This window comes from Rhodothermales bacterium (genome assembly GCA_041391505.1).
In the GTDB taxonomy this organism is placed as follows: domain Bacteria; phylum Bacteroidota; class Rhodothermia; order Rhodothermales; family JAHQVL01; genus JAWKNW01.
The window spans coordinates 397,265-421,745 of the sequence record JAWKNW010000001.1; the positions used below are offsets into that span (position 1 = coordinate 397,265).

Here is a 24,481-nt window from a genome sequence, read left to right on the forward strand (position 1 = left end):
AGAGACATCCAGGTGCGCGCGAAGGCTGTTCATGCCGGAATCGATGAAATTCCGAAGCCTGTCCGGTCTCCGTGATCCGATGCGGCAACTCCGGGCCTGATCGATCAGGAAGGGGTTGCCCGGGGCAAGGAAAGTACTTCCCGGGTAAGAAGTCACCAACGCAGCAACGAAGTGAGCATGTCTTTATTTGCCCTCTTATCGACAGCCGTGGCGATTCCGCTGTGCATCGCCAGCATCATGTTTTTTCTGTTCTTCCTGAAAGCCAAATCGTCCGAGCGCAAAAAAGCGCAACTCGAGCAGCGCCGGCAGGAGCGGCAATCGAAACGCGAATCGGCGCGCGCGTCGGACTCCAGCTTCGCGCCGGGCATGGCGTTCGCGAGCGTGCCCGCCTCCGGGGATTCGGTCCCTGAATTCCGGCCGCTTTCGTTCTACATCGAGAAGCCGCGGCTCGACCTGCACGGCGGGGCGCATCCGATTTCGGAGATACCGGGCATGGATCTGCACGTGCAGCGCGCACTCACCGAACTCGGCTACACGTCGGTCGAGCAGGTGGCGCAGTGGGGACGGGCCGACGTGCGGGCCGTGTCCGCACTACTCGGCGTGGACGCCGGCCTGATCGAATCCAAGTGGATCGCGAACGCGCGGATGCTCCTCTCAGTGGCCTGAGCCGTTCGATCCGGGCAGCGGGAGGATCTCCGGCAGGTGCGTGATCCGCCGGTAGGCCGCCACGCGTTCGTTGATCTCATCAGCCTGCAGATGGAGCAGGCGTTCGGGGCCGAAGCGTTCCACCGTGAACGAGGCCAGGGCGCTTCCGTACAGGATGGCGCGGCGGATGCTGTCGCTCGTGTACCGGCCTTCGCGCGTCAGGTAGCCGGCGAAGCCGCCCATGAACGTATCGCCGGCGCCGGTGGGGTCCTGGATCCGCTCCAGCGGGAAGGCCGGGAAGGCAAACACCGACTCGTCATCCACCACGATGGCGCCATGTTCGCCTTTCTTGATGACCAGGATCCGCGGTCCTTTCGCCATGATGGCCCGCGCCGCCAGCAGCAGGTTTGACTCGCCGGCCAGCTGGCGCGCCTCTTCGTCGTTGATCATCAGGCAGTCGATGCGCCCCAGGAGCCGCTGGAGCGCGTCCGGCGTATGGTCGATCCAGAAGTTCATCGTATCGCAGATGACGAGGTCCGGGCTCTCCATCTGATCGAGCACCTGCATCTGGATCGTCGGATCGAGGTTGCCGAGGCAGACGATCCGGCTGTCGCGAAAACGCGGGGGGAGTTTGGGCGAAAACGTCTGGAGCACGTTGAGGTGCGTGGCCAGCGTGTCGCGGCCGTTCATGTCGTCATGATACCGGCCGGCCCAGGCGAACGTCTCCCCGCCCCGGTCGACTTCCAGCCCGTCGAGATCCACGCCGCAGCCCCGCAGCGCCTCGATGTACGGCTCGGGAAAGTCCGCCCCGACGACGCCGACGAGCCGCACCGGCTCGCAAAAGAACCGCGCGGCGAGGGTGATGTAGGTGGCGCTGCCGCCCAGCACGCGGTCAGCCGATCCATAGGGCGTTTCGATGGAATCGAAGGCGACGGTTCCAATGGCGAGAATACTCAACGCTTCGTTGTACTCCCCGACCGTCCGGCACGAGGCTCACCCGCGCCGCCATGACGATGGCGGCGATGGCGCCCCGATGCGCGCTGCAGCCGGCAATCCTTAATGAGAGGGAAGCAGCGCGTCCCGGCGCCGCTCGATGAACGGCCTAGCAAACCCGCTAATAGCGCTCCTTGATCCAGTCCGATATCTTCTTGAACGCGATGACGCCAAAAAGCGTCTGGACGGCCCGGTTGACCCCGTCGCGCAGCGATTGCCGGTCGGGCACATGCTGGCCGGCGGCGGAGGCGGCCTCGCGGGTGGCTTTCTGGAGGGAGCGCGTCGCCTGTTCGGCGGAATCGGTCAGCGAGGCGAGCCAGTGCTGCGCGCGGCGCAGGCCTTCCACGCTCAGTTCGCCGGCGTGCTGGGCCAGCGTGCTGGAGAGTTCGCCGGCCTGGTGCTGCATCCGGCTCCCCAGCGAGCGGATGTGGTTCGATACCTCGTCGCCCGAGTCGCTCAGCTGGCGGGAGACCCGCTGCGAGGCTTCATCGGCGAAGCGACGCGCCTCGTTCGACAGGCGTCCGGCGCGCATCCGTGCCCGATCCTGCCACGTGAGCGGCTCCTCGCGGAGCGCGTTGGCAAGCGTTTTGCCGAGCACCAGCCCGGCGCCGGCGGCGAGGAGCAGCGAAAGACCCGGGTTTTCCCGGACCCACTCGCGCGCATTTTCGCCCGCTTTCCGGGCGTCGAAATTCTTGAGTTCGCCGCGAAGCCGTTCCGTGGCCTCGGTCATTTCCTGACGCGCCTTTTCGTACGCGGTGCGCGCCTCGTCCAGCATCGCGTCCACGCGGGATGCGGACTCCTGCGCTCCGTCTTCAGGAAGGGCATCGGTCGTTTCGGTTTTGGGAGGTGTATCGTTCATGGTCGTGTTTTCAGGCTATTAAAGGGGGAAAGGGAACTGCTTTACCGGAGATTCTTATCATGGGCAGCGCCGCAACCGACGCTATTTGCGGAGCAGCACCCCGAGAAAGACGCCGACACCAAATGCGCCAACCAGCGCCAGTGTCTGATTTTCCTGTACCCATCTGGTCGCTTCTCCGCGCACATCGGTCGATGCCGCTTCCTGTGCCGGCTCGGAATCGGCGGCATCCGCGTGACCGTTCGTCTCGCGATCGAGGCCGGAACGCGTCGCGGCCGGCGTAGGTTCGTGCTTTGTTTTTTTCATGGTCGTCACTTGTTTGGCCCGGATGTATATTCCTTTGCTATCCGCAAACGCCCCCGTTTCCCCGCATCATCCTTTCCAGTTCATGCCAACCGCCTTTCGCCCTTCGACGATGGTTCAGGCACGTTTGATATTCGGCCTTCTGCTCGTCCTCACCTGCTGCGTCCCGTCGCAGGCTCACGCGCAATTCGCGGCCGAAACGCCGGAGCGGGTGTATACCGAAGCGTTCAAGCTGTACTCGGACCAGCTGTATGTGCAGGCCATCGACGCGTTCGATGACTTCAGGACGCGGTACCCGCATCACATCAGCACGCCCGAGGCCCTGTATTACCAGGCCGAGTCCGCCTTGATCGTGGGCAGGGAGGAACAGGCGATCGCGCTTTTTACGACGTTCGAGGATCAATATCCATCGCATCCTCTCGCCTATGACGCGCGGCTGGCGCTGGGCACGTATTATTATTCGAAGGGTAACTACGACCGGGCGATTACTACCCTTGCTCGTGTTATTCAACAGGCTCCGCCCGATGAAGTTGCCTCGAAGGCCCTGTACTGGATGGGTGAGTCGGCCACGCATCTGAACAACGTGCCCGAAGCGATCCGCTACTACGAGCGGGCCGCGCTCGAATATCCGGAGACCACCACGGCGCCCACCGCGCTCTACGCCATCGCGACCCTGCAGATCGAACAGGGCGAGCCGGACGCCGCGGCCCGCTTCTTCGAACTGCTCACCGCCCGCTATCCCAACTCTACCTACACCCAGGGGCTCGGACTGGCCCTGGCGGAGGTCTATTACGAGCAGGGCGAATACCAGCGCGCGATCGACGAGGTGAACCGCCGCATGCCGAACCTCGACAGCTATTCGCAGGACCGCGCGCATTTTCTGCTTGCCGAGTCGTACAACCAGATGCGCAACAGCGATCTCGCGATCGTGCACTACCGCCGGTTCACCGAAAGCAGCCCCGACAGCCCCTACTACCGCAACGCCCTCTACGGCCTCGCCTGGAACTACCACTTCCAGGGCGCCTTCCAGTGGGCGGCGGACAATTTCGGGCTCGCCAAACAGGGCAGCCGGGACGTACTGGCCAGCAAGTCGGCCTACTATCAGGCCGTCAACACAAAGCTGGCCCGCAACCTGCCCGAGGCGATGAACCTCTTCCACGAAGCCGCCGACCAGTTCCCCCGGAGCCCGATGGCCGATACCGTGCTCTTCGAGCTGGGCATGACGGCCTATGAGCTGCACAACTGGGAGGTCTCGCGCGACGCGTTCAGCCGGCTTCTGAACGACTACCCGAATTCGTCCCTACGGGGCGAAGCCTTCTACCGCCGCGGCAGCGCGATGATCGCGCTCGGAGACTTCGACGCGGCGCTGAGCAACTTCGACCGCGCCATCGCGCTGAACGCCGCGCCGGCGGATCTCAAGAACGAGGTCCTCTTCCAGAAAGCGTGGCTCCAGTACCGGTACGAGAACTACCGGGAGGCGGCGCCGGCGTTCATGAGCCTGCACGACAGCGCGCCGACGTCGGAATGGGGCAGCGACGCCCTGTTCTGGGCGGCCGAAAGCTACCATCAATCCGGCGACCTGAACCGGGCGGCCAGCCTGTTCCGGCAGTACCTGCGCGGCAACACGGGCGGCAAACACGTCGACGCCGCGCATTATGCGCTGGGCTGGACCTATTTCAAGCAGGCGAACTACCAGGACGCCATCACCGAATTCCGGACCTTCCTGCGGGAATACCGCGAATCCGACGGCTATGTGCCCTACCGCACCGACGCCCAGCTCCGGCTGGCCGACAGCTATTACGCCCTGAAGCGGTATCCCGAAGCCATCCAGGCCTATCAGCAGGTGGGCGGTCAGGACAGCGACGACTACGCGCTCTACCAGATCGGGCAGGCCTACAACAACGCCGGCGAACAGCTGGACGCCATCGCGACGTTCCGGAAGCTGCTCAGCGACTTCCCGGAAAGCGACTGGAAGGAAGAGGCGCAGTACAACCTGGGCTATCTCTACTTCCTGAACCAGAACTACACCCAGGCCATCTCCGCGTACGAGAGCCTCATCAAGAACTACCCGCGCGACCCCCTCGCCGCCAAAAGCCAGTACGGCATCGGCGACGCGCTCTTCAACGCCGAACGGCTCGACGAGGCGGTCGCGGCGTACGAGAAGGTCTTGCGCGAGTATCCCGACAGCCCCTTCGCCGCCGACGCGGCCGCGGGCATCCAGGTCGCGCTCGACGCCCTCGACGACCCGACCCGCGCCTCGAGCATCATCGACGAGTTCACCGCGGCGAACCCCTCGTCGCCCGTGGCCGACGAGCTGCGTTTCCGCCAGGCGGAAGTGAAGTACCAGACGGGGCGGACCGACGAGGCGCTGGCCGATTTCCAACGTTTCGTGCGCGAATCGGAGAACATCAAACTCCTGCCGGACGCCTACTACTACATCGGGACGATCCTGACCGAGCGCAGCAAGCCGGCGGAGGCCGAATCCTTCCTCCAGCAGATCGTCAATCGCTACCCGGACAGCAAGCGCCGGCCGGAAGCGACGCTGAAGCTGGGCCAGATCTATCTGGACCAGGGCCGCAATCAGGATGCGCTCGATCTGTTCAAGAACCTGGAGACGATGAGCGGGGCGACGCCGGCCCTGATGGCGCAGGCGCGCTACGGGCAGGCGAAGGCGCTCATGAACCTCGGCCGCCTGGGTGAGGCCGAACGGCAGCTGACCGAACTCACCAGCACTAACTCGAACCGCATCCAGATGGGCCCCGCCCTGCTCGGCCTCGCGCGCGTCTACGAAGCGTCCGGCCGGCCGATGGAGGCGATCCAGCTCTACCGCCAGGTGACGTCCGACAGCCCTGACGAGACCGGCGCCGAAGCGCTCTACCGCCTCGGCGACCTGCTGACGCGCCAGGGCCAGGCCCGCGCCGCCATCGAAGAGCTGGGCCGGATGCCGGTGCTGTTCAGCGGATACTCCAACTGGATGGCCGAAGGCTATCTGGCGCAAGCACGCGCCTTTATGGCGATCGGGCAACGGGGCGACGCCGCCCAGATGTACGATCGCGTTCTCGAAGAATTCCGAGGCACGATTTATGCTGACCGTGCCGCTAAAGAAAAGGCATCCCTCTGATGAGTCCTTTGATGACACGCCTCTTGTTGCTGGCCGCCCTGCTGGCGCCGAGTCTGTCCGCGTTTGCGCAAAACGCGGACACGTCGCGCACCATCCTGCCGGATATCTCGCCGCGCGAGGTGGAGATCCTCGGCCAGCTCGAAATCAGCTTCCCCTCGCTCCAGCGGCAGCCGCTGATCGGCTTCAACCCGCCGCCGCGCGTGCCGGAGGTCCCTTCGTCGCGCGTGCCGCTGACGGAGAACTATAAACAGGCGAAGGCCGATCTCCCCGGGTCTACGGTGAGCAAACCCGAGCCGCCGCGCGTGTCGTTCCTCGGCGACGTGCAGCCGCTGAGCGGCGAACTCGAAGCCAGCGCCGGCCGCTACCTCAGCCGGCTCCTCGTGGCGCGCATGAACATCCCCGTCACCCGGCGCACCTCGTTTTACGCCCAGGTGGACTACGAAGGGACCGAGGGCAACCTGCTGAGCCAGGACGACGCGTTCTCCGAATTGAAGAATCCGTACGACGTCAGCAGCGGCGAACTCGGCCTGCGGCGCATGGGCCCCCGATTCGCGTACGGCCTCGGGCTGGACGGTGCCGTCGCGGCGTACACGCTTTTCGGCACCAACCTGCTGCAGGCCGGCGGCTACGCGACGCCGATCGTGCTGCCGAACCGCAACGGGCGCATGGGCGCCGCATCGCTCTGGCTGAAATCGCAATCCGAAACCCGCGCCGCGCTCGACCTCAAGCTGACGATGCGCGGCACGCGGTTCAGCACCGAACTGTTCGACAACAACCTCGAACCGCTCTCCAAACTGCAGCGGACGGAAAACCGGGCGGAGTGGGCCGGCAAGCTCGACATCCCCTTCAGCCTGGGATCGGTGCTGCTGCAGACCGACGCCAGCGCCGCCGGCATCGACGCGTTCTTCAGCCGCGACGTGCTGTACGACTTCAACTTTGGAACCGGGCTGCGTCTCGATCTGGCCAAGAGCTTTCGCGTGACCCTGCTCGGGCGCTTCCTCGGCTTCTCGGATGTGGAGGGCGAACTGCAGTCCTATGCCACCGGCGACCTGCTGCTCGATCTGTATCCGGGCCGCGGCGTGCACATCTACGCGCACAACCGCCCGGACCTCATGCGCAACAGGCTCTGGGACCTCTACCAGGTCAACCCGTTCATGGTGGACCGGCCCGAGCTGCAGGCATCGCTTCGGCCGATCAACGCGGTCGCCGGCTTCGACTGGTTCGCCGGCGTCTTCCAGATGGGCGCCTCGGGCGGCTACGAGTATATCCCCAACTACCAGTTTTTCGAAGGCGAGTCCGACCCGGCGACCGACGGCTACAACTACCGCCGCGGCATTTTCCCGGTCTTCTATGACGAAGTCGAGATCTACCACGCCGGCGGCACGGTCTCGCTCGTCTTCCCGTTCGGGTTGCAGACCGAGGTCGGCGCGACCTACCGCGACGGCCGCTTCAAGGACAGCAACTCCTCGATCCCGTATTTCTCGCCCGTCGAGGGGCGCGGCATGATCTCGTACCTCTTCAACAAGCGCAAGACGCTCGTGCAGTGGATCGGGACTTACCACAGCCCGCGCTACCGCAGCCGGTTCGAGGAGGTCAAGGTAGACGACTACCTGGAGCTCGATTTCGTGGTCTCGCACAAGATCAATCCGGGCCTGGCCCTGATCATGCGGGCGAACAACGTGCTGGGCAGCGACCTCGAATACTGGGAGCATTATCCGGAGTCGCCGTTCACGCTGTCCGCCGGTCTGCGCGTACTGTGGTAGGCTGTCAGGAACCTATTTCCGTTTTTCGCCATTATAACCGCGTTTATTTTGTCCTAAGTAGTGTATATCTTGCGCCTTAGCGGTATCGCTCCAGCCCGAGCGCTGTCCTCAAGTCACTTCCGCGCTTCCTGCCGTACATAACCAATCCCCGACACTGCGTATGTCTGATGCACTGTCCGAACAGCTTAACGAGGCCCTGGGGCACGTGATTCGCGAAGCGTTGATTCGCCGCGAGCAGGTGGATATTCCGGGTCTGGGCACGTTTCGGGTCGATCGCCGCTCCAGCGAAATGATTGAAGGCGCCGATGGCGAACTCGTCATGCGGCCGCCTCGCGATGAAGTCATTTTCATCCCTGATTTTCAATAACCAGTCGCGCACCCCGTACCCACGCCTGTCCGGTGCGTCAAGCCTCGATCGTCATGGCTCTTCCCCTACTCGAGCAACTCGCCCGCCACCTGAACGTCAGCCGAGATCAGGCCGGCGCGGCGCTCTTCGACTTCGTCGAGCAGCTTAAAGCTGACATAAACAACAACAAGCGTGCTGAAATCCGCGGGGTTGGCACGCTCCATGCAACGGATGAAGCGATCCGCTTCCGTCCCGATGCGGGTCTTTCCATGATGGTGAACAACCGGTTCGCCGCGCTGGAAACGGAGACCGTGCAGGTCGCCTTCAAGACGAATCCGCCTGCGGAGGACCACGGGGACGACGCCGACGGCGTCTCCGTCCCCGACATGGATCTGCGCGGCATCTCGGGCGACGCGCTCCCCGATTTTGACGAGGCCCTTCCAAACCTCGACGACCTTGCGGCTGACGACACGCTGATCGGCGACTCGCTCGACGCGGCGTTCTGGGACGGCCTGCCCGATCATTCCAACGAGCACCCGCTCGGCGAATCCTCGGAGCCGCCCTTCGAAGAGGCTGACTTCTCCGTCCTCCATCCCTCTTCCAACCTTGCCAACGACATCACCAACTCCCCTGAATCGAGCGCTGCGCACGAGAACGGGGCCATTCCTATGAAAGAAGACGATCCGAAATCGCCGCTGTTCTCCAAGGAGGACGGCCGGGAGTCCGAGGAAGAATGGAGTCCATTTTTTGAAGAGCTCGAAGGGGTGGAGTTCGAGGTCGATTCCCCGCTCGATATCGACGACACGGTATGGGACGAATCGAACCCGCCCAAACCGCCGGCCTCGCCGTTTGCCGGCGAACGCGCCGAAGAGGACGAGTTCTTCTTTGAATCCGAGCGCGAGAGCGAACTTTTTGGCGCGTCGTTCGACGACGACATGCGCGAGGAGGCCACGTGGGCCAGCTCGCCGCTGGAAGATGCGCCGTTTTTCGAGGATTCGCCCGGCGGCCGCAAGGGCCGTCCGGATCCGCTTTCCGATTTCGGGGACGAAGACGAGCTCTTTTCGCCGGCGATGGGTTCTGCCGGCGGCGACGCCGAAGACGCGCTGTTCTCGGAAGACGAGCTGTTCCGGAGCGCGCATGTCGCCGAGGCCGATGAAACGATCTTCCTGCCGCCGGATGCGCGCCAGGGCGATGGGCGCCCGGACCGTTCCAGCGGCGCCGAACGCCTCGCCGCTGCGGCCGCCGCCGCGCCCGCGGCCACGGCGAGTCCCGCGGAGGCCAGTCCGTCCCGTGCCGACCGCCGGCCCTACGAACGCCGCCGCTCCGGCTCCGGCAATTCGATGCTGTGGCTCGGTCTGGCCGGCCTCGTGCTGCTGATTGCGGCCGGAGGCTATGCCTACATGAAGGGCATGCTCCCCTTCGGCCCCGGCGCCACACAGGAGGCGCCGGCTCCGACGGCCGCGCGCAACCCGGCGCCCGCGCCGGTGGAAACGCCGGCCGAGACGAACGCGGAGACGCCGGCCGACGGGACGTCGACCGACCCGGGCGCCGCGACCGCTCCGGCGGCGAACACGCCCGCGCCGGCGAGCACCGCCCCGACCGGCACCCCCGCGGCGACCGCGCCGCGCGGCTTTGTCGAAGGACGGGGCGGCTGGACGATCGTGGTGTCGTCCCGCGAGAGCATGGCGGAAGCCGAAGCCCTCGCGAATCGGTACGCCCAGCTATTTGCCAATGAGGGTTTTCCTGTCGATATTCTCCGCACCGACGATTTCGGGACCCCCCGCTTCCGCGTCGGCGTTGGACAGTTTGGTTCGCGACAGGCTGCCACCACGGCTGTCGCGCAATACGCGCGTTCGCTTCCGGGCGACGCCTGGGTCATCTCGATTCCACGCTAACCCCGGAGCCAACCGGCCTCTACCTTCCACCCTTGCCACAGGTCGTACTGGATTAACACATGACATTCATTCATCTGCAGGAGACGGCGGGCGCTCAGCTCGGGACCATGCAAAGCGCACCCCAGGCCGAGACGGCCAGCATTCTGGATATGTTGCTGCAGGGCGGATGGACGATGATCCCGTTGATCATTCTGTCTATTTTGACCATCTGGATTTTCTTTGAACGGGTGCGGACGTTGCGCAAGGCGCAGACCGATCCGTACCTCATCACCGATCGGACCCGGTCCTACATCCAGGCCGGCGACGTCCGCGGCGCCATCGGATTCTGCGAGGCGCAGAACAACCCGATCTCGCGCATCCTGAAGCGCGGCCTCGAGCGGCTCGGGCGTCCTATCGCCGAAATCCAGGACGCCGTGCAGGCGGCCGGCAAATACGAAGCCTACGAGCTGGAAAAACGCACGGACATCATCGCGAGCATCGCCGGCATCGCGCCGATGCTCGGCTTCCTCGGCACCGTCATCGGCATGATCAAGGCGTTCCAGGAAATCCAGAACCTGCAGGGCAACGTCAACCCGAGCGTGCTGGCCGGCGGCATCTGGGAAGCCCTGGTGACGACGGCGGTGGGTCTGCTGGTCGGCATCGCCGCCATCTTCCTGTACAACTTCCTGATCAACCGGATCAACCGACTCGTCAACGACATGGAGCGGTCGGCCACGGATTTCATCGATCTGCTCCAGGAGCCCGTGCCGATGTCCTCGTCCCGCAGCGCTGAACGCGCCTACTGATTCGCCGGCGCACGCCGTGCGCCGCTCACCGGTCGTCGACGGATAATCCGCTATGCCGCTCCAGTTTTCATCCTCCCGGAAGCCCCTGTCCGCCTTCAGCCTCGCCGGCCTGACGGACATCGTGCTGCTGCTGCTCATCTTTTTCCTCCTGACGTCGAGCTTCATCCCGCAGTTCGGCATCCGGGTGGATCTGCCCAACGCGGATGCCTCCGCGCCGGCGGATCCGAACTACGTGACCGTGATCATCACGGACGACGGCCGGTTTTTTGTCGAACAGACCGAAGTCCCGCGCGAAGCGCTGCTCAACACGATCCGCGACGCGAAGGGTACGCGCACCGCGCTCCTCCTCCGCGCCGACGAATCCGCCACCATCAACCAGTTCGCCGCGGTCGCCAACGTGGCCAAGGCGCTGCGCATGACGACCCTCATGGCGACCGAACGCGGCAGCAACCGGCGCTAACGCCCCATCCGTTCCGGTCGATTGAGCGCATCCCTCTATCTCGACTCCTGCGCATCGATCGGGATGCACGGACCGACCGACGCGCGCGTCCCGTGGTCGGTGGATCACCTCCGCGACGACCTTGCCCACGCCGGCATCCATGGCGCGCTCGTCTGGCACTGGACCGCGAGGGAATACGACCCCGGCTACGGCAACCGCCGGCTCATGGAGGAAATCCGTGACGAGCCGCGCCTGATCCCCTGCTGGGTCGGCCTGCCCCATCACTGCGACGAGATGCCCGACGGCCCCGCCTTCGTCGAGGCGATGCAGGAAGCCGGCGCCCGCGCCGTGAAGCTGTTTCCGCGCCGGCATCACTATCCATTCGACGAATCGACCTGCGGCAGCCTGCTGGGCGCACTCGAAGCGAAGGGCATCCCGCTCCTGATCGACGTGGGCATCTACGGCGACGACCAGCAGGCCACCTTCGAGGAAGTGGACGCGCTGTGCCGGGCGCACCCGAACCTGCCCGTGCTGCTACAGAAGGCGCGCTGGGAAAGCACGCGGACGGTGGTGCCGCTGCTGTTGCAGCACCCGAACACCTACATCGAGTTTTCGAGCTTCCAGATCCACTACGGTCTGGAGTACCTGGCCGGCAAGGTGGGCGCGCATCGGCTGCTGCTGGGCACCGAGTGGCCTTTCAAAAGCCCCGGCGCCGCGAAGGCATTCATCGACTACTGCGAGCTGGAGGAGGCCGACAAGGCGCTGATCGCCGGCGGCAACCTCGCCCGGCTGCTTCGGCTCGAAGCCCCGCCCCAGCCCTATCCCCCGCGAGACCGGGGCCGGATCCTGGATCGCGTCATGGAGGGCAAGCCCCTCGACCATATTCCGGTTATCGACCCGCACACCCACGTGCTGCACGACGGCCTGATGGGAGGCGGCTACGTCCCGATGCCCTATGGCGACGCGCCGCACATGATCCGCCGGAATCGCCGGATGGGCGTCGACCGGTTTTGCTGCTCCTCGTGGATCGGCATCTGGATCGACGCGGCGGCGGGCAATACGCTCATCCACGAACTCTGCGAGCGCTATCCGGACGACATCCTGGGCTACGCCACGATCGATCCGAAAAAAAGCCTCGATTACGCCGGCGAGATCGAACGCTGCCACGGCGCGTACGGGTTTCGCGGCCTGAAGCCGTACAATCCGCGCGTCGGGCTGCCGTACAACGCACCGCTCTACGATCCCTGGTATACCCGGGGCAACGCGATCGGGGGGTTCGTCAAGCTGCACCAGACCGCGATCGGCGACCGGTTTCTGAGTGAGATCGAGGATATCGCGGTGCGGTACCCGAACATGAACTACCTGCTCGCCCACTCGGCCTGGACCTGGGAGGTCGCCCGGGAGCGCGCCGCGTTCGCCCGACGCCATCCGAACGTCTACCTGGACCTCACCTTCACCAGCGTGCTCCACGGCGTCGTCGAGTTCTTCGTCGAGGAAGGCCTCGCCGACCGGGTCCTGTTCTGCACCGACGCGCCCATGCGCGACCCGATCCCGCAGTTCGGCTGGGTGGCGTACAGCCAGATTTCCGAAGCGGACAAGGCCCGGATCCTGGGCGGCAACATGCTGCGGGTGCTCGAGCATGCCGGCCTCGACCTGTCGGCCTTGCGCACCCGATACGGGGTTTGAGCCCGCCTCATTCGACGACGAGCCCCACCCAGAAAAAGAAGCTCGGATCGTGATCGAGCGTTGTTTTCTCGCGACCGCTGAGATACACGAGGCGGTTGCGCAGCGTCATGCCGCCCTCAAGGTGCAGGTAGAGTGAACCCGCCGCGTGCACCCGCAGAGCGGGCGCCAGCGAAAACACCTGCCGGCGCAAGGTCCACTCGCCACCCGCCGCCTCCGTCGCATTCAGGTGATACGGCAGGGCCACGCCGCGCCAGGCGAACCCGACTCGAGCCGCCGGCATGATCCGGTACCACACATTCGCGGCGGAGGGGGCGATGAGATCGGCGCTCATCCGGCCGCGCTGCCACAGTACGCGGACGACGGGGAGCATCGCCGGCCCCCGATCGGTCACGTAACTCACGCCGAAGCCGGCCTTCACGCGCTCGGACCAGGTTCTGGCCAGGAGCGCCGCAATCCCCAGATTGGCGTCGCCGGCATGGACAGCCTTCGTGAAATCCGAAGCCCATCCCGGCGCGACCAGCACCGTGGCCTCCCAGTCCCGGGACAGCGGTCGTTGCAGGATCAGCTCGAGGCGCACGTGGTGAACGGCGTCCGGGGCAGGAAGGGCCGAAGGCCATTCGCCGTACGTAAATCCGACCCGATCGTACCGGACGCCGGCGACCAGACGCCCGGACCGCAGCGCGATTGGCCATGCTATGCCCAGCCCAAGCCGGGAATACCCGATCGAAGCGGCGGATGCCGGCGTCGCCGACGAGGCCTTGCCGACCGACTCGTACGCAACGGGGACAAAGGCCTGCGCCTGTGCATCAAACGCCCGATCTGAACAGACGGCGGCGATCGATACCGTAACCACAGCGATGAACATCCTGGAACGGCGGTAAGATAGCATGGCGTCATCGATGGCGGTGAAATACAACGGGGGCCGCCACGGGATCGTCGGGATGTGGCGCTAAGGGATATACTGACAACATAGCGTGCGCCGGCTCAGCATCCTCGCTCGATCTTTGAAAGGCGGGCCTGTATTTCAAGGCAGGTTAAGGAAGACCTGGTCGAGCGCCTCGCCGATCGCTTCCAGCGTCTGGTCGATGACCGCCGCGTCGTGCGCCGCATTGAGCAGGAAGGGCCGCGAGGGAAAGATGCCGCGCTCCAGCAGCGCGCGAAAGAACTGCGTCTGGCGCGCCGGCTCGCGATCCGGGTCATCGCCCAGGCGAAATTGAGGCGCCGGCGGCAGGCCGTAGGCGCGCGCCGGAAACCCCCGATCCATCGCGAAGGCATCGAAGCCCTGCATGAGCCGCGTCCCCATCTCCCAGAGCCGGGCATGGACCGGCTCCCGGCGCATGATGTCGAGTGTAGCGCAAGACGCCGCGAGCGAGAGCGTTTCGCCGGCGTAGGTCGTCGTGAGGATGGCGTCGTTCAGCTTCTCCATGATGGCGCGGCGGCCGCCATATGCGGAGATCGGATACCCGTTGCCGAGCGCCTTGGCGTAGCTGGTGAGATCCGGCACCACCCCGAAATACCCCTGGGCGCCGTCGATCGCGAGGCGGAAGCCGGTGAGGACCTGATCGAAGACGAGCACCGTCCCGTAGCGGTCGCACAGCGCCCGCGCGCGCCGGAGGAAGTCGAGCGCGACGTGCTCGCCCCAATCGTACGGCACCAGCATGAGGGCGGCGAGGCGGTCGCCCTGCGCGGCAAACAGCGCCTCGAGGGCGCCCACATCGCCATAGGCGAGGCGGGTGACGAGGCGGTCGAGCAGCGCCGGCACGCCGTTGCCGTCCCGCGGGCACCAGGCGGGCGCCGCGCCGGCGCCGCAGGCGAACCAGTCGCTGTGGCCGTGGTAGCCGCACGTGGCGATGGCATCGCGGCCGGTGTAGGCGCGCGCAAGCCGGATCGTCGCCGCGTTCGCCTCGTGCCCCGTCTTCATGAAGCGAACCTGTTCGAGCCCGGGCACGATCGCCGTCATCCGCTCCGCCAGTTCGAGTTCGAGCGGCGAGGCCATGCTGAACAGCACGCCCTTTTCCATCTGCCGGCGGACGGCCGCATCGACTTCGGGATGGCGGTATCCCAGGATGATGGGGCCGAGCGCCGAGCGGTAGTCGATGTACCACCGCCCCTCCATGTCCTGGATCCGGCAGCCTTCGGCCCGCTCGATAAACGCCGGCATGACGTCCGCCAGCGCCGGGTCGATGCGCTTCGCGTTCGTCTGCGTCCCCCACGGCATGAGCGCGAGCGCGCGTTCGAGGTACTCGGCGGATCGGGACATAAAGCTGCGGGTATAGGATTACAGAAGACCGTGACGGTCCGCTCGCGTATTTTATTATCGGGCGTTCGGTGGTACCATCCGGTACATGAACCGGCATCCCCCTACCTTCCGTCTCCCCACCAAAATACCGATGGACGAAACATTATACGCCGCCGTCCTCGAAACACGAGGCTATATCGTGGGCAGCAGCAATGCGCCCAGCGGGCTGCACGTCTACACCGCCGGCGCGGGGTGGCAGCACCGGGGCTGGACGAATGTGCGCTGTTTCGGCATCGCGCGGCACGAGGCGCGGTCGATGCTGTTCCTGGCCGCCGGCAACGGCGTATTTCGCTCGCTCGACGACGGCGCGACCTGGCGCGTGATGACGGGCTGGGAGATCACCGAGGTGCTGGACCTCGCCCTCGATCCGTTCGACGCCGACACCCTCTGGATCGCCACGGTGCACGGCCTGTGGCGCTCGCCGGATCTCGGGGAAACGTTTCTCCCCGTGCATCCGCGCACCACCCAGTTGTTCTGCCAGACGCTGGCGGCGGACCGCGCGACGGCCGGGCGCTGGTTTGTCGGGACCGAAACGGGGCTGCTGTGCACCGAGACATCCGGCGCGCAGTGGCACGCGCCGGGCCCGCACGACGCCGCCATCCGGGCGATCTGCCAGTCGCCGTCCGATCCCTCCGTCTGGCTCGCCGGCACCGAGGACCGCGGCCTGCTCCACAGCACCGACGGCGGACGATCCTGGGCCACGCACCGGCCGGCCGGATGCGACACCTTTTACGCCGTCGCCATCCACCCCGCGCATCCGGAAATCCTGATCGCGGGCGGGTTCGATGCCGGCGTGTGCGTCAGCCTCGACGGCGGCGCCACCTGGCGGCGGACCGGCGACGACATGCCGGTGCAGCACGTGCACGCTCTGGCCATCTCCCCATCGGGGCGTTTCGTCGCCGGCACGGTGCATGGCGGGATTTACGCCTCCGTCGACGCCGGCGCGTCGTGGACCTTCGCCGGCCTCCCCGAAGCCACGCTTTACGACCTCGTGTATGCCTGAACCCACCGCCTTCGACCTCCACGCCGCCTACCGTCGCCGCTGCGACGCGCTGATCGACTTCTTCGCCGACCGGGAGGCCGACGAGTATCTGCCGTACACCGGTCTCATCGAAGTGGCCGCGCGGTTGTACCGGGGCCGACCGCTCGACCAGATCGTGCCCGACCTGGTCCGCCTCATGGCCAATCCGCACGGCGACATGTTCTGGATGTATCCCATGACCGTCGTCGCCTGCCTGGGCGAGAACCGGCTGCCGGAATCGATCCGCCGGCCCCTGCGCGCGCTCTGGCGCACCTACACGCCCTACCGCGGCGACACGGAAAACCACTGGGCGATGTATTACGCCTCGCTGTTTCTGATGACCGAGCTGTACCCGGACGAGCCGGGCGACGCCTGGTTCAACGGACGCAGCTCGGCGGAGAATCATGCCGAGGCCCGCGACTACCTCCTCCACTGGATCGATTTCACGACCCGTGAGGGACAGGGCGAGTTCGACTCGCCGCATTATCTCCCCTTCTTCATCACGCCGATGGCGATGCTCTACGCCTTCACGCGGGACGCCCGCATGCGGCTTGCGGCGGAGATGATGCTGGATTACCTCATCGCCGACTTCGCCGTCGACACCCTCGACGGGCTGTACGCCGGCGCGTTCAGCCGCATCTACCCCATCCCGGCCGTCGAGCGCTGGAAAAACGGCAGCACGACGTTCGCCCATCTGCTCTTCGGCAACACGCCCTTCAGCCCGCAGCGCGTGAACGTCGTCCTCCCGCGCATCGGGTACCGGCCCCACGGCGTCGTGGCGATTCTCGCCATGAGCGGCTACACGCCGCATCCCGTGCTGCACGGCATGGCCACCGACCGGAGCCGGCCGTTCATCAGCCTTGAGCGCAAGCGGACGCGGACGCGCATCCGGTGGAGCAGCGAGCGGCATGCGCCCGTGTACAAGTACATGTTCATGCGCCGGGAATACGCGATGGGGTCGATCCAGGGCGGGCTCCTCCAACCCATCCAGCAACACACCTGGGAGGTGCTCTGGGCCACGGCCGACCCGCACGAGGGCTTCAACGTGTTCTTTACGATCCATCCCTACTCGTCGCCGCACGAGATGGGCATGTATTTCGGCGAAGAACCCAAGCTCATGACCGAGAACGTGGTGAAAGCCGAAAAAGACACCTACGACTCGCCCGACAAACTCACCGGCGGATCGCCCTTCGAGCATGTCTACCAGCACGCCGACGCCCTGATCGTCCTGTACGACATTCCGGAGGGGACGCGTTTCCCGCACGTGAGCGGGTACCTCTCGCCCCGACTGAGCCGGCTCGAAGACGACGCCTCCGGCTGGCTTTTTCTGCAGGGCGGCGACGCGTACATCGCGGTCTTCCCGCTGGCGCCGTGCGAAATCGTCGCGCACCCGGATGGGAGCCGCCGGCTGCATTGCGAAGCGCTCCGCACCGGCTTCGTGGTGCAAACCGCGCCGGCCGGCGACTACGCGTCGTTCGAGGCGTTCACCGCCGCGATCCGCGCGCTGGAACTCCAGGCGCACCTCTCCCCCGAGCCGCGCGTCCGCTTCACGACCCGCCACGGCTCGGTGCTCGACGCCGAGTGCGGCGAGCCGTTTCGCATCGACGGCAAGGCGGTGGACTACGCCGGCTGGCCCCTGTTCAGCAACCCCTTTCTGCGGGCGGGCCGCGGGAGCCGGCGGCTGGAGATGCGCTACGGCAGCATGTGCCGCACGCTGGATTTCGACGCCATGCGCATCATCGACCAGGTAGAGGCCGATGACGCTTGACCTCTACCGGACCACCTGGGGCATCGAGGAGGCCTGGGAGACGCTGCTGCCGCGTCTCGCCGGCATGGGCTACGCCGGCATCGAAGCCCCGCTCATCCACCTGCAGCGTCACGACCCCGACGGCGCCCTCTTGCGCCATAACGGACTTCGCTGTATCCCGATGCTCTTCACCGAAGGCGACGACCCCGCCGCGCACGCCGCGTCGTTCCGCACCCAGTTCGAGGCGGCCGTCGCGTACGCCCCGCCGGTGGTGACCTGCCACAGCGGCCGGGACCGCTGGAGCGACGCCGAGGCCGAACGCTACTTCGCGCGCGTGCTGGCCATCGAGGCCGACTTCGACGTGCCGGCGGCGCACGAGACGCACCGGGGCCGCATCCTGTACAATCCCTGGACGACGGCGCGCCTGCTCGATCGGTTCGACGGCCTCCGGCTCTGCGCCGATTTCAGCCACTGGGTGTGCGTGTGTGAACGGCTGCTGGATGGCGAGGAAGCGATTCTCGAAGCCTGCGCCGGCCGCACCGCGCACGTCCACGCGCGGGTCGGCTACGCTGAAGGCCCCCAGGTGCCGGACCCCGCCGATCCCGCCTTCTCCGCCGAACTCGAAGCCCATGAACGCTGGTGGGATGCGGTCTGGGCGGATCAGAAACGCCGCGGGGTTGCGACTTCGACCCTGACGCCCGAATTTGGGCCCCCTCCGTATTTACACACTGCGCCGCATACCGGCCAGCCGGCCGCCGATCTGTGGTCCGTCTGTGCCTGGATGACGGACCGCCAACGCAGCCGCTTCAACGCCCGCTACCCTGCCCCATGAACGCTCAGGCCGTCGTCTTCACCGGTCCACGCACCGCCGAATTTTTGCCGATCGATTGCCCCGATCCGGGTCCCGACGACGTCGTCGTTCGGGTGACGCACTCGTGGATCAGCAACGGCACCGAAGGCTCATATTTTCGGGGGGAGCGGTCGGATGGCGACACGCCGTTTCAGCCCGGGGATCCGGCGCCGTTTCCCGTGGTGGCCGGCTATCAGAAGATCGGGCGCGTGGAGGCGGTGGGCGCCAACGTGCCGGGGTTCGACGTCGGCGAGACCGTCTTTGCGACCGTCGGCCGCGTCACGGGGATGCATCACTGGTATGCGGGACATGTCTCGCCGTCGGTTTGCCCCCGCGAGCACGTGTGGAAACTGCCCGCCGGCGTGGAGCCCCTCACCTTCGCCGGCCTCGTGCTGGCGCAGGTGGGCTACAACAGCGGCATGCGCCCCCCGGTGGAGCCCGGCGATGCCGCCGTCGTCGTCGGGGACGGGCTCGTCGGGCACTGGACGGCGCAGACCCTCGCGTCGCGCGGCGCGCGCGTGGCGCTGGTCGGCCGGCACGCGGACCGGCTTGCGCACTTCGCCGGATGGCCCGGGGCGTCGGTGATCGACGCCGGCGCCGAGCCGTGGGTCGACCGGCTGAAGGCGCTCTACCCGGAAGGCGTGCAGATCGCCGTCGACACCGTGGGCAGCCTCGACGTGCTGGAGTCCATCCAGCCGGCGATGCGGCGCTTCGGGCACCTCGTTTCGGCCGGCTTTTACGGGACGAACGACCGGCTCGCGCTGCAGCCGCCCCGCTACAAGGAGCTTTCGATCCACCTCGTGTCGGGATGGACGCGGGATCGGATGGACCGAACGCTCGAGGCCGTCGCCGCCGGAACGCTGCAGACGCTCCCGCTGATCACGCACCGTTTTCCCGTCGCCCGCGCCGCGGACGCCTGGGACCTGATCGAGTCCAAGCGTGAACCCGTGCTCGGGGTCATCCTGGAATGGGAAGGCGATGCGTCGCCGAAGACCTGAAGCCCCCCTCGCGCAGCCTTTTATCCACACCCATTCATCCCCGATCCGCTATGCATCTCCTCCAGATCGAATCCCCGGGACAGGCCGTCTGGCGGCCGGCGGCGATGCCCGAACTGCGCGAAGGCGAGGTCTTGCTTCGCGTGGAAGGCGTCACCACCTGCCCGCACTGGGACATGCACGTGCTGGACGGCGAGCCGATGTTTCCCGGGATGGAGATGCCCTACCCGTACACGCCGGGGCAGCCGGGGCATGAAGCCGTCGGGACCGTCGAGCGCCTCGGGCCGGGGGCGGATGCCTTCCCCGCCGGCGCGCGCGTGGCGGCGTGGCGCGATCCGGGCGGCCGGCGCCAGGGCGCCTATGCCCGGTACATGCCCATCCACCAGGACGATCTGCTGGCCGTCGGCGACGACGTGCCGGCCGAAGCCATCGCCTCGCTCGAACTCGCGATGTGCGTACAGGTATCCTTCGACCAGCTGATGCGGGTCGATGCCGTCGCCGGCAAGCGGGTCGGCGTCAGCGGGATGGGACCGGCAGGCCTCATCGCCGTGCAGATGGCGCGGGCGTACGGCGCCGCCGAGGTCGTCGCGTTCGACGTGCTGGAGGACCGGCTCGCGCTCGCCCGGTCGCTCGGCGCGGACGCGGCGATGCACCCGGGCGCGTTTGCCAGCCGCCGGCGCGACGCCGGCGCGCTCGACGCCGCCCTGGATACAACCGGCCTCAAACGCTCGATCGAATTCCTGGTCGATTGCACGCGCGAAACGGTTGCGATATTCGGCGTACTCCGCGAAGTTGTAGGTTTCGGACCCGCCAACTGGTGGGGCGGTTTTAGTCTGATGGGATACGGGCAACACAACCGGGCCGCCGGCGAGCGCGCGCTGGACCTCATCGCATCCGGCCGGCTCGACCTGAAGCCGCTCGTCACCCATACGCTTCCTTTCACCCGCTACAGCGAAGGCATCGCGCTGCTGCGGTCGAAAGAGGCGATCAAGATCCTGTTCGATCCGTGGGCGTGAGCCGGCGCGTGACGCCGGCCGTGCAACGATGCAGGTTCGAGGTTCAAGGCGATGATTCCACGACCCCACAGCTTTCGCCCCGGCACCTCGAACCTGGAACCCTAAACCTCAAACCCGCCACATGGAATCACCCGCCTGGGGCCCGTACGAACGGCTTCGCCCCGATCAGATCGAGTCGATCCGTGCACAGACACCGCTCGCGTATCTACCGTGGGGGGCGCTGGAATGGCACAGCTACCACTGCCCGATCGGGCTGGATGGGACGCAGGCGTACGGGCAGTGCCTCGCGCTGGCCATGCGCACGGGCGGGGTCGTGTTGCCGCCGGTGTACATCGGGACGGACACCATCAAACCGTTCAAAGGGTTCGGCCACACGATCGAACACAGTCCGGAGCTCGTGCGCCGGCTGTGCATCGAGTTTCTCGATCAGCTGGTCGACGAAGGCTTCCGCGTCGTGGTCATCATCACGGGCCATTGCGGCGGCGGGCATACCCGCGCGCTGGGCGAGGCCTGCCAGGCCTTCCAGAGCCGGCGCAACGACGCGCGGATCTGGCTCGTGCCGTCATTCGAACCGATCAAGGATCGTTTCCCGTCCAACCACGCCGCGCGGGGCGAGACCTCCTTCCAGATGCTCTTCAATCCCGGCGCCGTCGAACTGAACCGGCTGCCGGCCGATCGGGAGCCCACGCTGGACGAGGACGGCGTCTGGGGCGCCGACCCCCGCGAGGCCTCCGTCCAGGAGGGTCGCGAGATGCTCGATCTGTTCTGCGAGCGCTGTATTCCCCGCATCATCGACATGCTAGCCCCGTTCCGCACATGAATCAACGTTCGATGGGCCGCTGCGGGCTCACCTGCAGCGAGGTCGGCCTCGGCACCTGGGCCTTCGCGTCGCGCATCTACGGCGACGTCGCCGAAAACGACGCCCTGCATGCCATCCACGCCGCGCTCGACGCCGGCATCACGCTGTTCGACACGGCGCCACTGTACGGCACGGCCGACGAGGACGGCGTCGCCGAAACCTTGCTGGGCCGCGGGCTGGGATCCGCGCGTAACGACGTGCTCATCTCCTCCAAATTCGGCCGCTACGCGACCGAAAAGGCCGCGCCGAACTTCCACGCGCGGCGCGCCCGGGAGTCGGTGGAGGGCAGCCTCCGCCGGCTGCAAACCGACCGGATCGACATCCTGTTTTTCCATTCCCCCTTCGGCCCCGAAGACATCCACGACGACGTCTGGGAGGAGCTCGAGCGGCTCCAGACCGAAGGCAAGATCCGTGTCATCGGCCACTCGATTTCCAAATTCGAGGAAACCGAGGCGATGGCGCGCAGCTGGGCGGCGGAGCGGCGCATCGACGTGATCCAGGTCGTGTACAGTTTGATGAACCGGCAATCGAGCCGGCTCATCGCCGACCTCGGCGCCGCCGGCGTCGGCATCGTGGCCCGGGAGTCCCTGGCCAACGGCTTTTTGTCCGGCGCCATCACGGCGGAGACCGTCTTCCCCGCCGGCTCGCTCAACGCCCGCTACAGCCGGGAAGAGATCGCCGAGCGCGTCCGGTACGTCAACACCCTGTCGTTTCTGGTGGATGGCGAAATTCACTCGATGCCGCAGGCGGCCTATCGCTGGGTGCTGGACCATCCGCACGTCGCTGTCGTGCTGAGCGGCGCCCGGAACGCCGCCGAGCTGGCCGACGCCGTGTTCGCCTCCAAGGCGCCGCCCTTCACCGCCGATGAGCATGCCCACGCCGCGGCATGGCACGTCCACGACTTCCAGGCCGCATGAGCACCCGCCTTCTCCTGGGGCTACTCGGAATCCTCACCGTTTCCGATGCGCTCGCCCAGTCGCACCGCATCGCCTCCCCCGACGGAAAGCTGGTCGTCGAGACCGAAATCGTCGCCCCGGACAACCGGCTGACCTACCGGATCACCTCGGGCGGCAAGCCCGTCGCCGAGGGGCGCCTGGGGGTCGACGCCGGCTACCGCAACCACCGCTGGGATCGCGGCTTCGAGCTGCGCGACGCCGCCACGCGGGGCGTCGACGACAGCTGGACGCCGGTGTACGGCGAGCGCGACAGCATCCCGGATCGGTTCAACGAGTTGCAGCTCACCCTCTCGTTTCCGGACGAGGAGGCCACGATGCGCGTCGAGATCCGGGCCTACGATGAGGGCGCCGCCTTCCGGTATGCCTGGCCCGAACAGACGCGGCTATCCATCCTGACGATCGACGGCGACGCCACCACGTTCACCTTTCCGCCCGGCACGCGCGCCTGGCACACGCCGAGGGCGCAGGCGCGGTACGAGCGCATCGCCCTGGCCGAGTGGCGCGAGGAGGCCGAGATGCCGCTGACGCTCGAAACGCCGGCCGGCCTGTACCTCAGCGTGACGGAAGCCGGCCTCGTCAATTTTTCCCGGTCGCGGCTCACCACGCAGTCCGGCGCCCCGAACACCCTGGCGCTGCGGATGTTCGACCGCGTCGTCGAGTCGTCGCCGTTCGAGACGCCCTGGCGCCTCATCCTGGTGGGCGAACGTCCGGGCGCGCTGCTCGAACACAATTACCTCCTGCTGAACCTGAACCCGCCCAGCCGCATCGGCGCGACGGACTGGATCCGCCCGGGCAAGGCCATCCGGGAGATGACGCTCTCCACCGCCGGCGCCCGGGCGCTGGTGGATTTCGCCGCCGACCACGGGCTGGATTATGTGCATTTTGACGCCGGCTGGTACGGCCACGAATACCTGGTCGACGCCGACGCCACCACCGTCACGGTCGACTCGCTACGCAACCCGCGCCAGGACCTGGATCTGCACGCGGCGATCCGCTACGCCCGTTCGAAGGGCCTCGGCGTCATCCTCTACGTCAACCATCGAGCGCTCGAGCGGCAGATGCGGACGCTCTTCCCGCTCTACCGGGCCTGGGGCGTCGCCGGCGTGAAGTTCGGCTTTGTCCAGACCGGCTCGCACCGCTGGCTCACGTGGCTCTACGACGCGGTCGCCCTCGCCGCCGAGCATCACTTGATGGTGAACATCCACGACGAATTCCGCCCCACCGGCCACTCGCGGACGCTGCCCAACCTGATGACGCAGGAAGGCATCTATGGAAACGAGGAGATGCCCGACGCCACGCACAACACCATCCTCCCCTTCACCCGGTTCGTCGCCGGCGCGGCGGATTACACGCCGGCGTATTACTTCCGCGAGGAGTTTGGCCATCCGGATCGACACATCCGGAACACGCCGGCCCACCAGCTCGCGCTGCCCGCCCTCTACTACAGCCCGCTCCAGTGGCTCTACTGGTACGACGTCCCCTCGCGCGACTACCAGGGCGAACCCGAGCTGCAGTTCTGGGCCGACGTGCCGACGGTGTGGGACGACACCCGCGTCGTCGACGGCGACATCGGCGTGTTCGCCATCGTGGCGCGCCGCAGCGGCGCCGACTGGTTCGCCGGCGCGATCACCAACACCGAGGCCCGCACGGTGTCGATTCCGCTGGACTTCCTGGAGCCCGAGACCGACTATGTGGTCGACCTGTACACCGACGGAGGAGACGAGGTGACGACGCGGACGCACGTCCAGGTGGCGCACGCCCTCGTCCGCAGCCGGCAGACGATGGTCCTGGATCTTCTCCCGAGCGGCGGAGCGGCGCTGCGCTTCACGCCGGCGACGGCGGACGACGCCGCGCGTTACCCCCTGTGGCCTCGCACCGGTCTGGACTGAACCTATCTACGACACCT

Annotated in this window: 21 protein-coding genes; 16 read left to right on the forward strand and 5 right to left on the reverse strand. The window is 66.5% G+C overall.

Annotated features, from left to right (window positions below; all coding sequences use genetic code 11):
- Positions 1-177: 177 nt before the first annotated feature.
- A complete protein-coding gene (locus tag R2834_01605; GenBank protein MEZ4698997.1) occupies positions 178-666 on the forward strand; it encodes a hypothetical protein in 489 nt (162 codons plus the stop codon).
- Here R2834_01605 and R2834_01610 read toward each other — a convergent pair.
- The 3 genes from R2834_01610 to R2834_01620 all read right to left on the reverse strand — a co-directional run bounded on the left by R2834_01610 (position 655) and on the right by R2834_01620 (position 2,800).
- Positions 655-1,602 carry a PfkB family carbohydrate kinase gene (locus R2834_01610; GenBank protein ID MEZ4698998.1) on the reverse strand — a complete coding sequence of 316 codons (948 nt, stop codon included), beginning with the start codon at positions 1,600-1,602 and terminating at the stop codon, positions 655-657. The two genes, R2834_01605 and R2834_01610, sit on opposite strands and share 12 nt — an antisense overlap.
- A gap of 157 nt (positions 1,603-1,759) precedes the next feature.
- The gene (locus tag R2834_01615) at positions 1,760-2,497 is read right to left on the reverse strand and encodes a hypothetical protein (GenBank protein ID MEZ4698999.1); all 738 of its coding nucleotides are present in this window, start codon (positions 2,495-2,497) and stop codon (positions 1,760-1,762) included.
- 81 nt (positions 2,498-2,578) lie between these two features.
- Positions 2,579-2,800: a hypothetical protein gene (locus tag R2834_01620; protein ID MEZ4699000.1), complete on the reverse strand. Its 222-nt coding sequence runs from the start codon at positions 2,798-2,800 to the stop codon at positions 2,579-2,581.
- Positions 2,801-2,909: 109 nt separating this feature from the next.
- Here R2834_01620 and R2834_01625 point away from each other — a divergent pair, with 109 nt between their 5' ends.
- The 7 genes from R2834_01625 (at position 2,910) to R2834_01655 (ending at position 12,832) form a co-directional block, all read left to right on the forward strand.
- Complete coding sequence (locus tag R2834_01625) at positions 2,910-5,918, forward strand: tetratricopeptide repeat protein (protein MEZ4699001.1); 3,009 nt, start codon at positions 2,910-2,912, stop codon at positions 5,916-5,918.
- An 11-nt stretch (positions 5,919-5,929) separates the two neighbouring features.
- The gene (locus R2834_01630) at positions 5,930-7,681 is read left to right on the forward strand and encodes a hypothetical protein (GenBank protein ID MEZ4699002.1); all 1,752 of its coding nucleotides are present in this window, start codon (positions 5,930-5,932) and stop codon (positions 7,679-7,681) included.
- A gap of 160 nt (positions 7,682-7,841) precedes the next feature.
- On the forward strand, positions 7,842-8,048 hold the full coding sequence (locus R2834_01635; GenBank protein MEZ4699003.1) for an HU family DNA-binding protein: 207 nt from the start codon (positions 7,842-7,844) through the stop codon (positions 8,046-8,048).
- 53 nt (positions 8,049-8,101) lie between these two features.
- A complete protein-coding gene (locus R2834_01640) occupies positions 8,102-9,922 on the forward strand; it encodes an SPOR domain-containing protein (protein MEZ4699004.1) in 1,821 nt (606 codons plus the stop codon).
- Between the two features lie 59 nt (positions 9,923-9,981).
- Positions 9,982-10,707, forward strand: a complete 726-nt coding sequence (locus R2834_01645) for a MotA/TolQ/ExbB proton channel family protein (protein ID MEZ4699005.1) — start codon at positions 9,982-9,984, stop codon at positions 10,705-10,707.
- 52 nt (positions 10,708-10,759) lie between these two features.
- Entirely contained in the window at positions 10,760-11,167 is a 408-nt protein-coding gene (locus tag R2834_01650) for a biopolymer transporter ExbD (protein ID MEZ4699006.1), read from the forward strand.
- Between the two features lie 21 nt (positions 11,168-11,188).
- Positions 11,189-12,832 carry an amidohydrolase family protein gene (locus R2834_01655; GenBank protein MEZ4699007.1) on the forward strand — a complete coding sequence of 548 codons (1,644 nt, stop codon included), beginning with the start codon at positions 11,189-11,191 and terminating at the stop codon, positions 12,830-12,832.
- A gap of 7 nt (positions 12,833-12,839) precedes the next feature.
- Here the strand turns inward: R2834_01655 and R2834_01660 are convergent, their stop codons facing one another.
- Together R2834_01660 and R2834_01665 are read right to left on the reverse strand one after the other, a co-directional pair.
- Positions 12,840-13,721 (reverse strand): DUF6268 family outer membrane beta-barrel protein, encoded by an 882-nt coding sequence (locus tag R2834_01660; protein ID MEZ4699008.1) that lies wholly within the window; start codon positions 13,719-13,721, stop codon positions 12,840-12,842.
- A gap of 135 nt (positions 13,722-13,856) precedes the next feature.
- A complete protein-coding gene (locus R2834_01665; GenBank protein ID MEZ4699009.1) occupies positions 13,857-15,092 on the reverse strand; it encodes an aminotransferase class III-fold pyridoxal phosphate-dependent enzyme in 1,236 nt (411 codons plus the stop codon).
- Positions 15,093-15,222: 130 nt separating this feature from the next.
- Between R2834_01665 and R2834_01670 the strand changes: the two genes are divergently transcribed.
- From R2834_01670 to R2834_01705, 8 genes are all read left to right on the forward strand, one after another.
- Positions 15,223-16,134, forward strand: coding sequence for a hypothetical protein (locus tag R2834_01670; protein MEZ4699010.1), 912 nt, complete (start codon positions 15,223-15,225; stop codon positions 16,132-16,134).
- Positions 16,127-17,920 carry a hypothetical protein gene (locus R2834_01675; GenBank protein ID MEZ4699011.1) on the forward strand — a complete coding sequence of 598 codons (1,794 nt, stop codon included), beginning with the start codon at positions 16,127-16,129 and terminating at the stop codon, positions 17,918-17,920. The genes R2834_01670 and R2834_01675 overlap by 8 nt, the downstream gene beginning before the upstream one ends.
- Entirely contained in the window at positions 17,910-18,731 is an 822-nt protein-coding gene (locus R2834_01680; GenBank protein MEZ4699012.1) for a TIM barrel protein, read from the forward strand. The genes R2834_01675 and R2834_01680 overlap by 11 nt, the downstream gene beginning before the upstream one ends.
- Positions 18,728-19,747 carry a zinc-binding dehydrogenase gene (locus R2834_01685; GenBank protein ID MEZ4699013.1) on the forward strand — a complete coding sequence of 340 codons (1,020 nt, stop codon included), beginning with the start codon at positions 18,728-18,730 and terminating at the stop codon, positions 19,745-19,747. Before R2834_01680 ends, R2834_01685 begins: the two co-directional genes overlap by 4 nt.
- Positions 19,748-19,797: 50 nt before the next feature.
- Positions 19,798-20,760, forward strand: coding sequence for a zinc-binding dehydrogenase (locus R2834_01690; protein ID MEZ4699014.1), 963 nt, complete (start codon positions 19,798-19,800; stop codon positions 20,758-20,760).
- Positions 20,761-20,881: 121 nt separating this feature from the next.
- The gene (locus R2834_01695) at positions 20,882-21,580 is read left to right on the forward strand and encodes a creatininase family protein (GenBank protein ID MEZ4699015.1); all 699 of its coding nucleotides are present in this window, start codon (positions 20,882-20,884) and stop codon (positions 21,578-21,580) included.
- Positions 21,577-22,536, forward strand: a complete 960-nt coding sequence (locus tag R2834_01700; protein MEZ4699016.1) for an aldo/keto reductase — start codon at positions 21,577-21,579, stop codon at positions 22,534-22,536. The genes R2834_01695 and R2834_01700 overlap by 4 nt, the downstream gene beginning before the upstream one ends.
- On the forward strand, positions 22,533-24,464 hold the full coding sequence (locus tag R2834_01705) for a glycoside hydrolase family 97 catalytic domain-containing protein (GenBank protein MEZ4699017.1): 1,932 nt from the start codon (positions 22,533-22,535) through the stop codon (positions 24,462-24,464). The genes R2834_01700 and R2834_01705 overlap by 4 nt, the downstream gene beginning before the upstream one ends.
- The last annotated feature ends 17 nt before the right edge of the window (positions 24,465-24,481 follow it).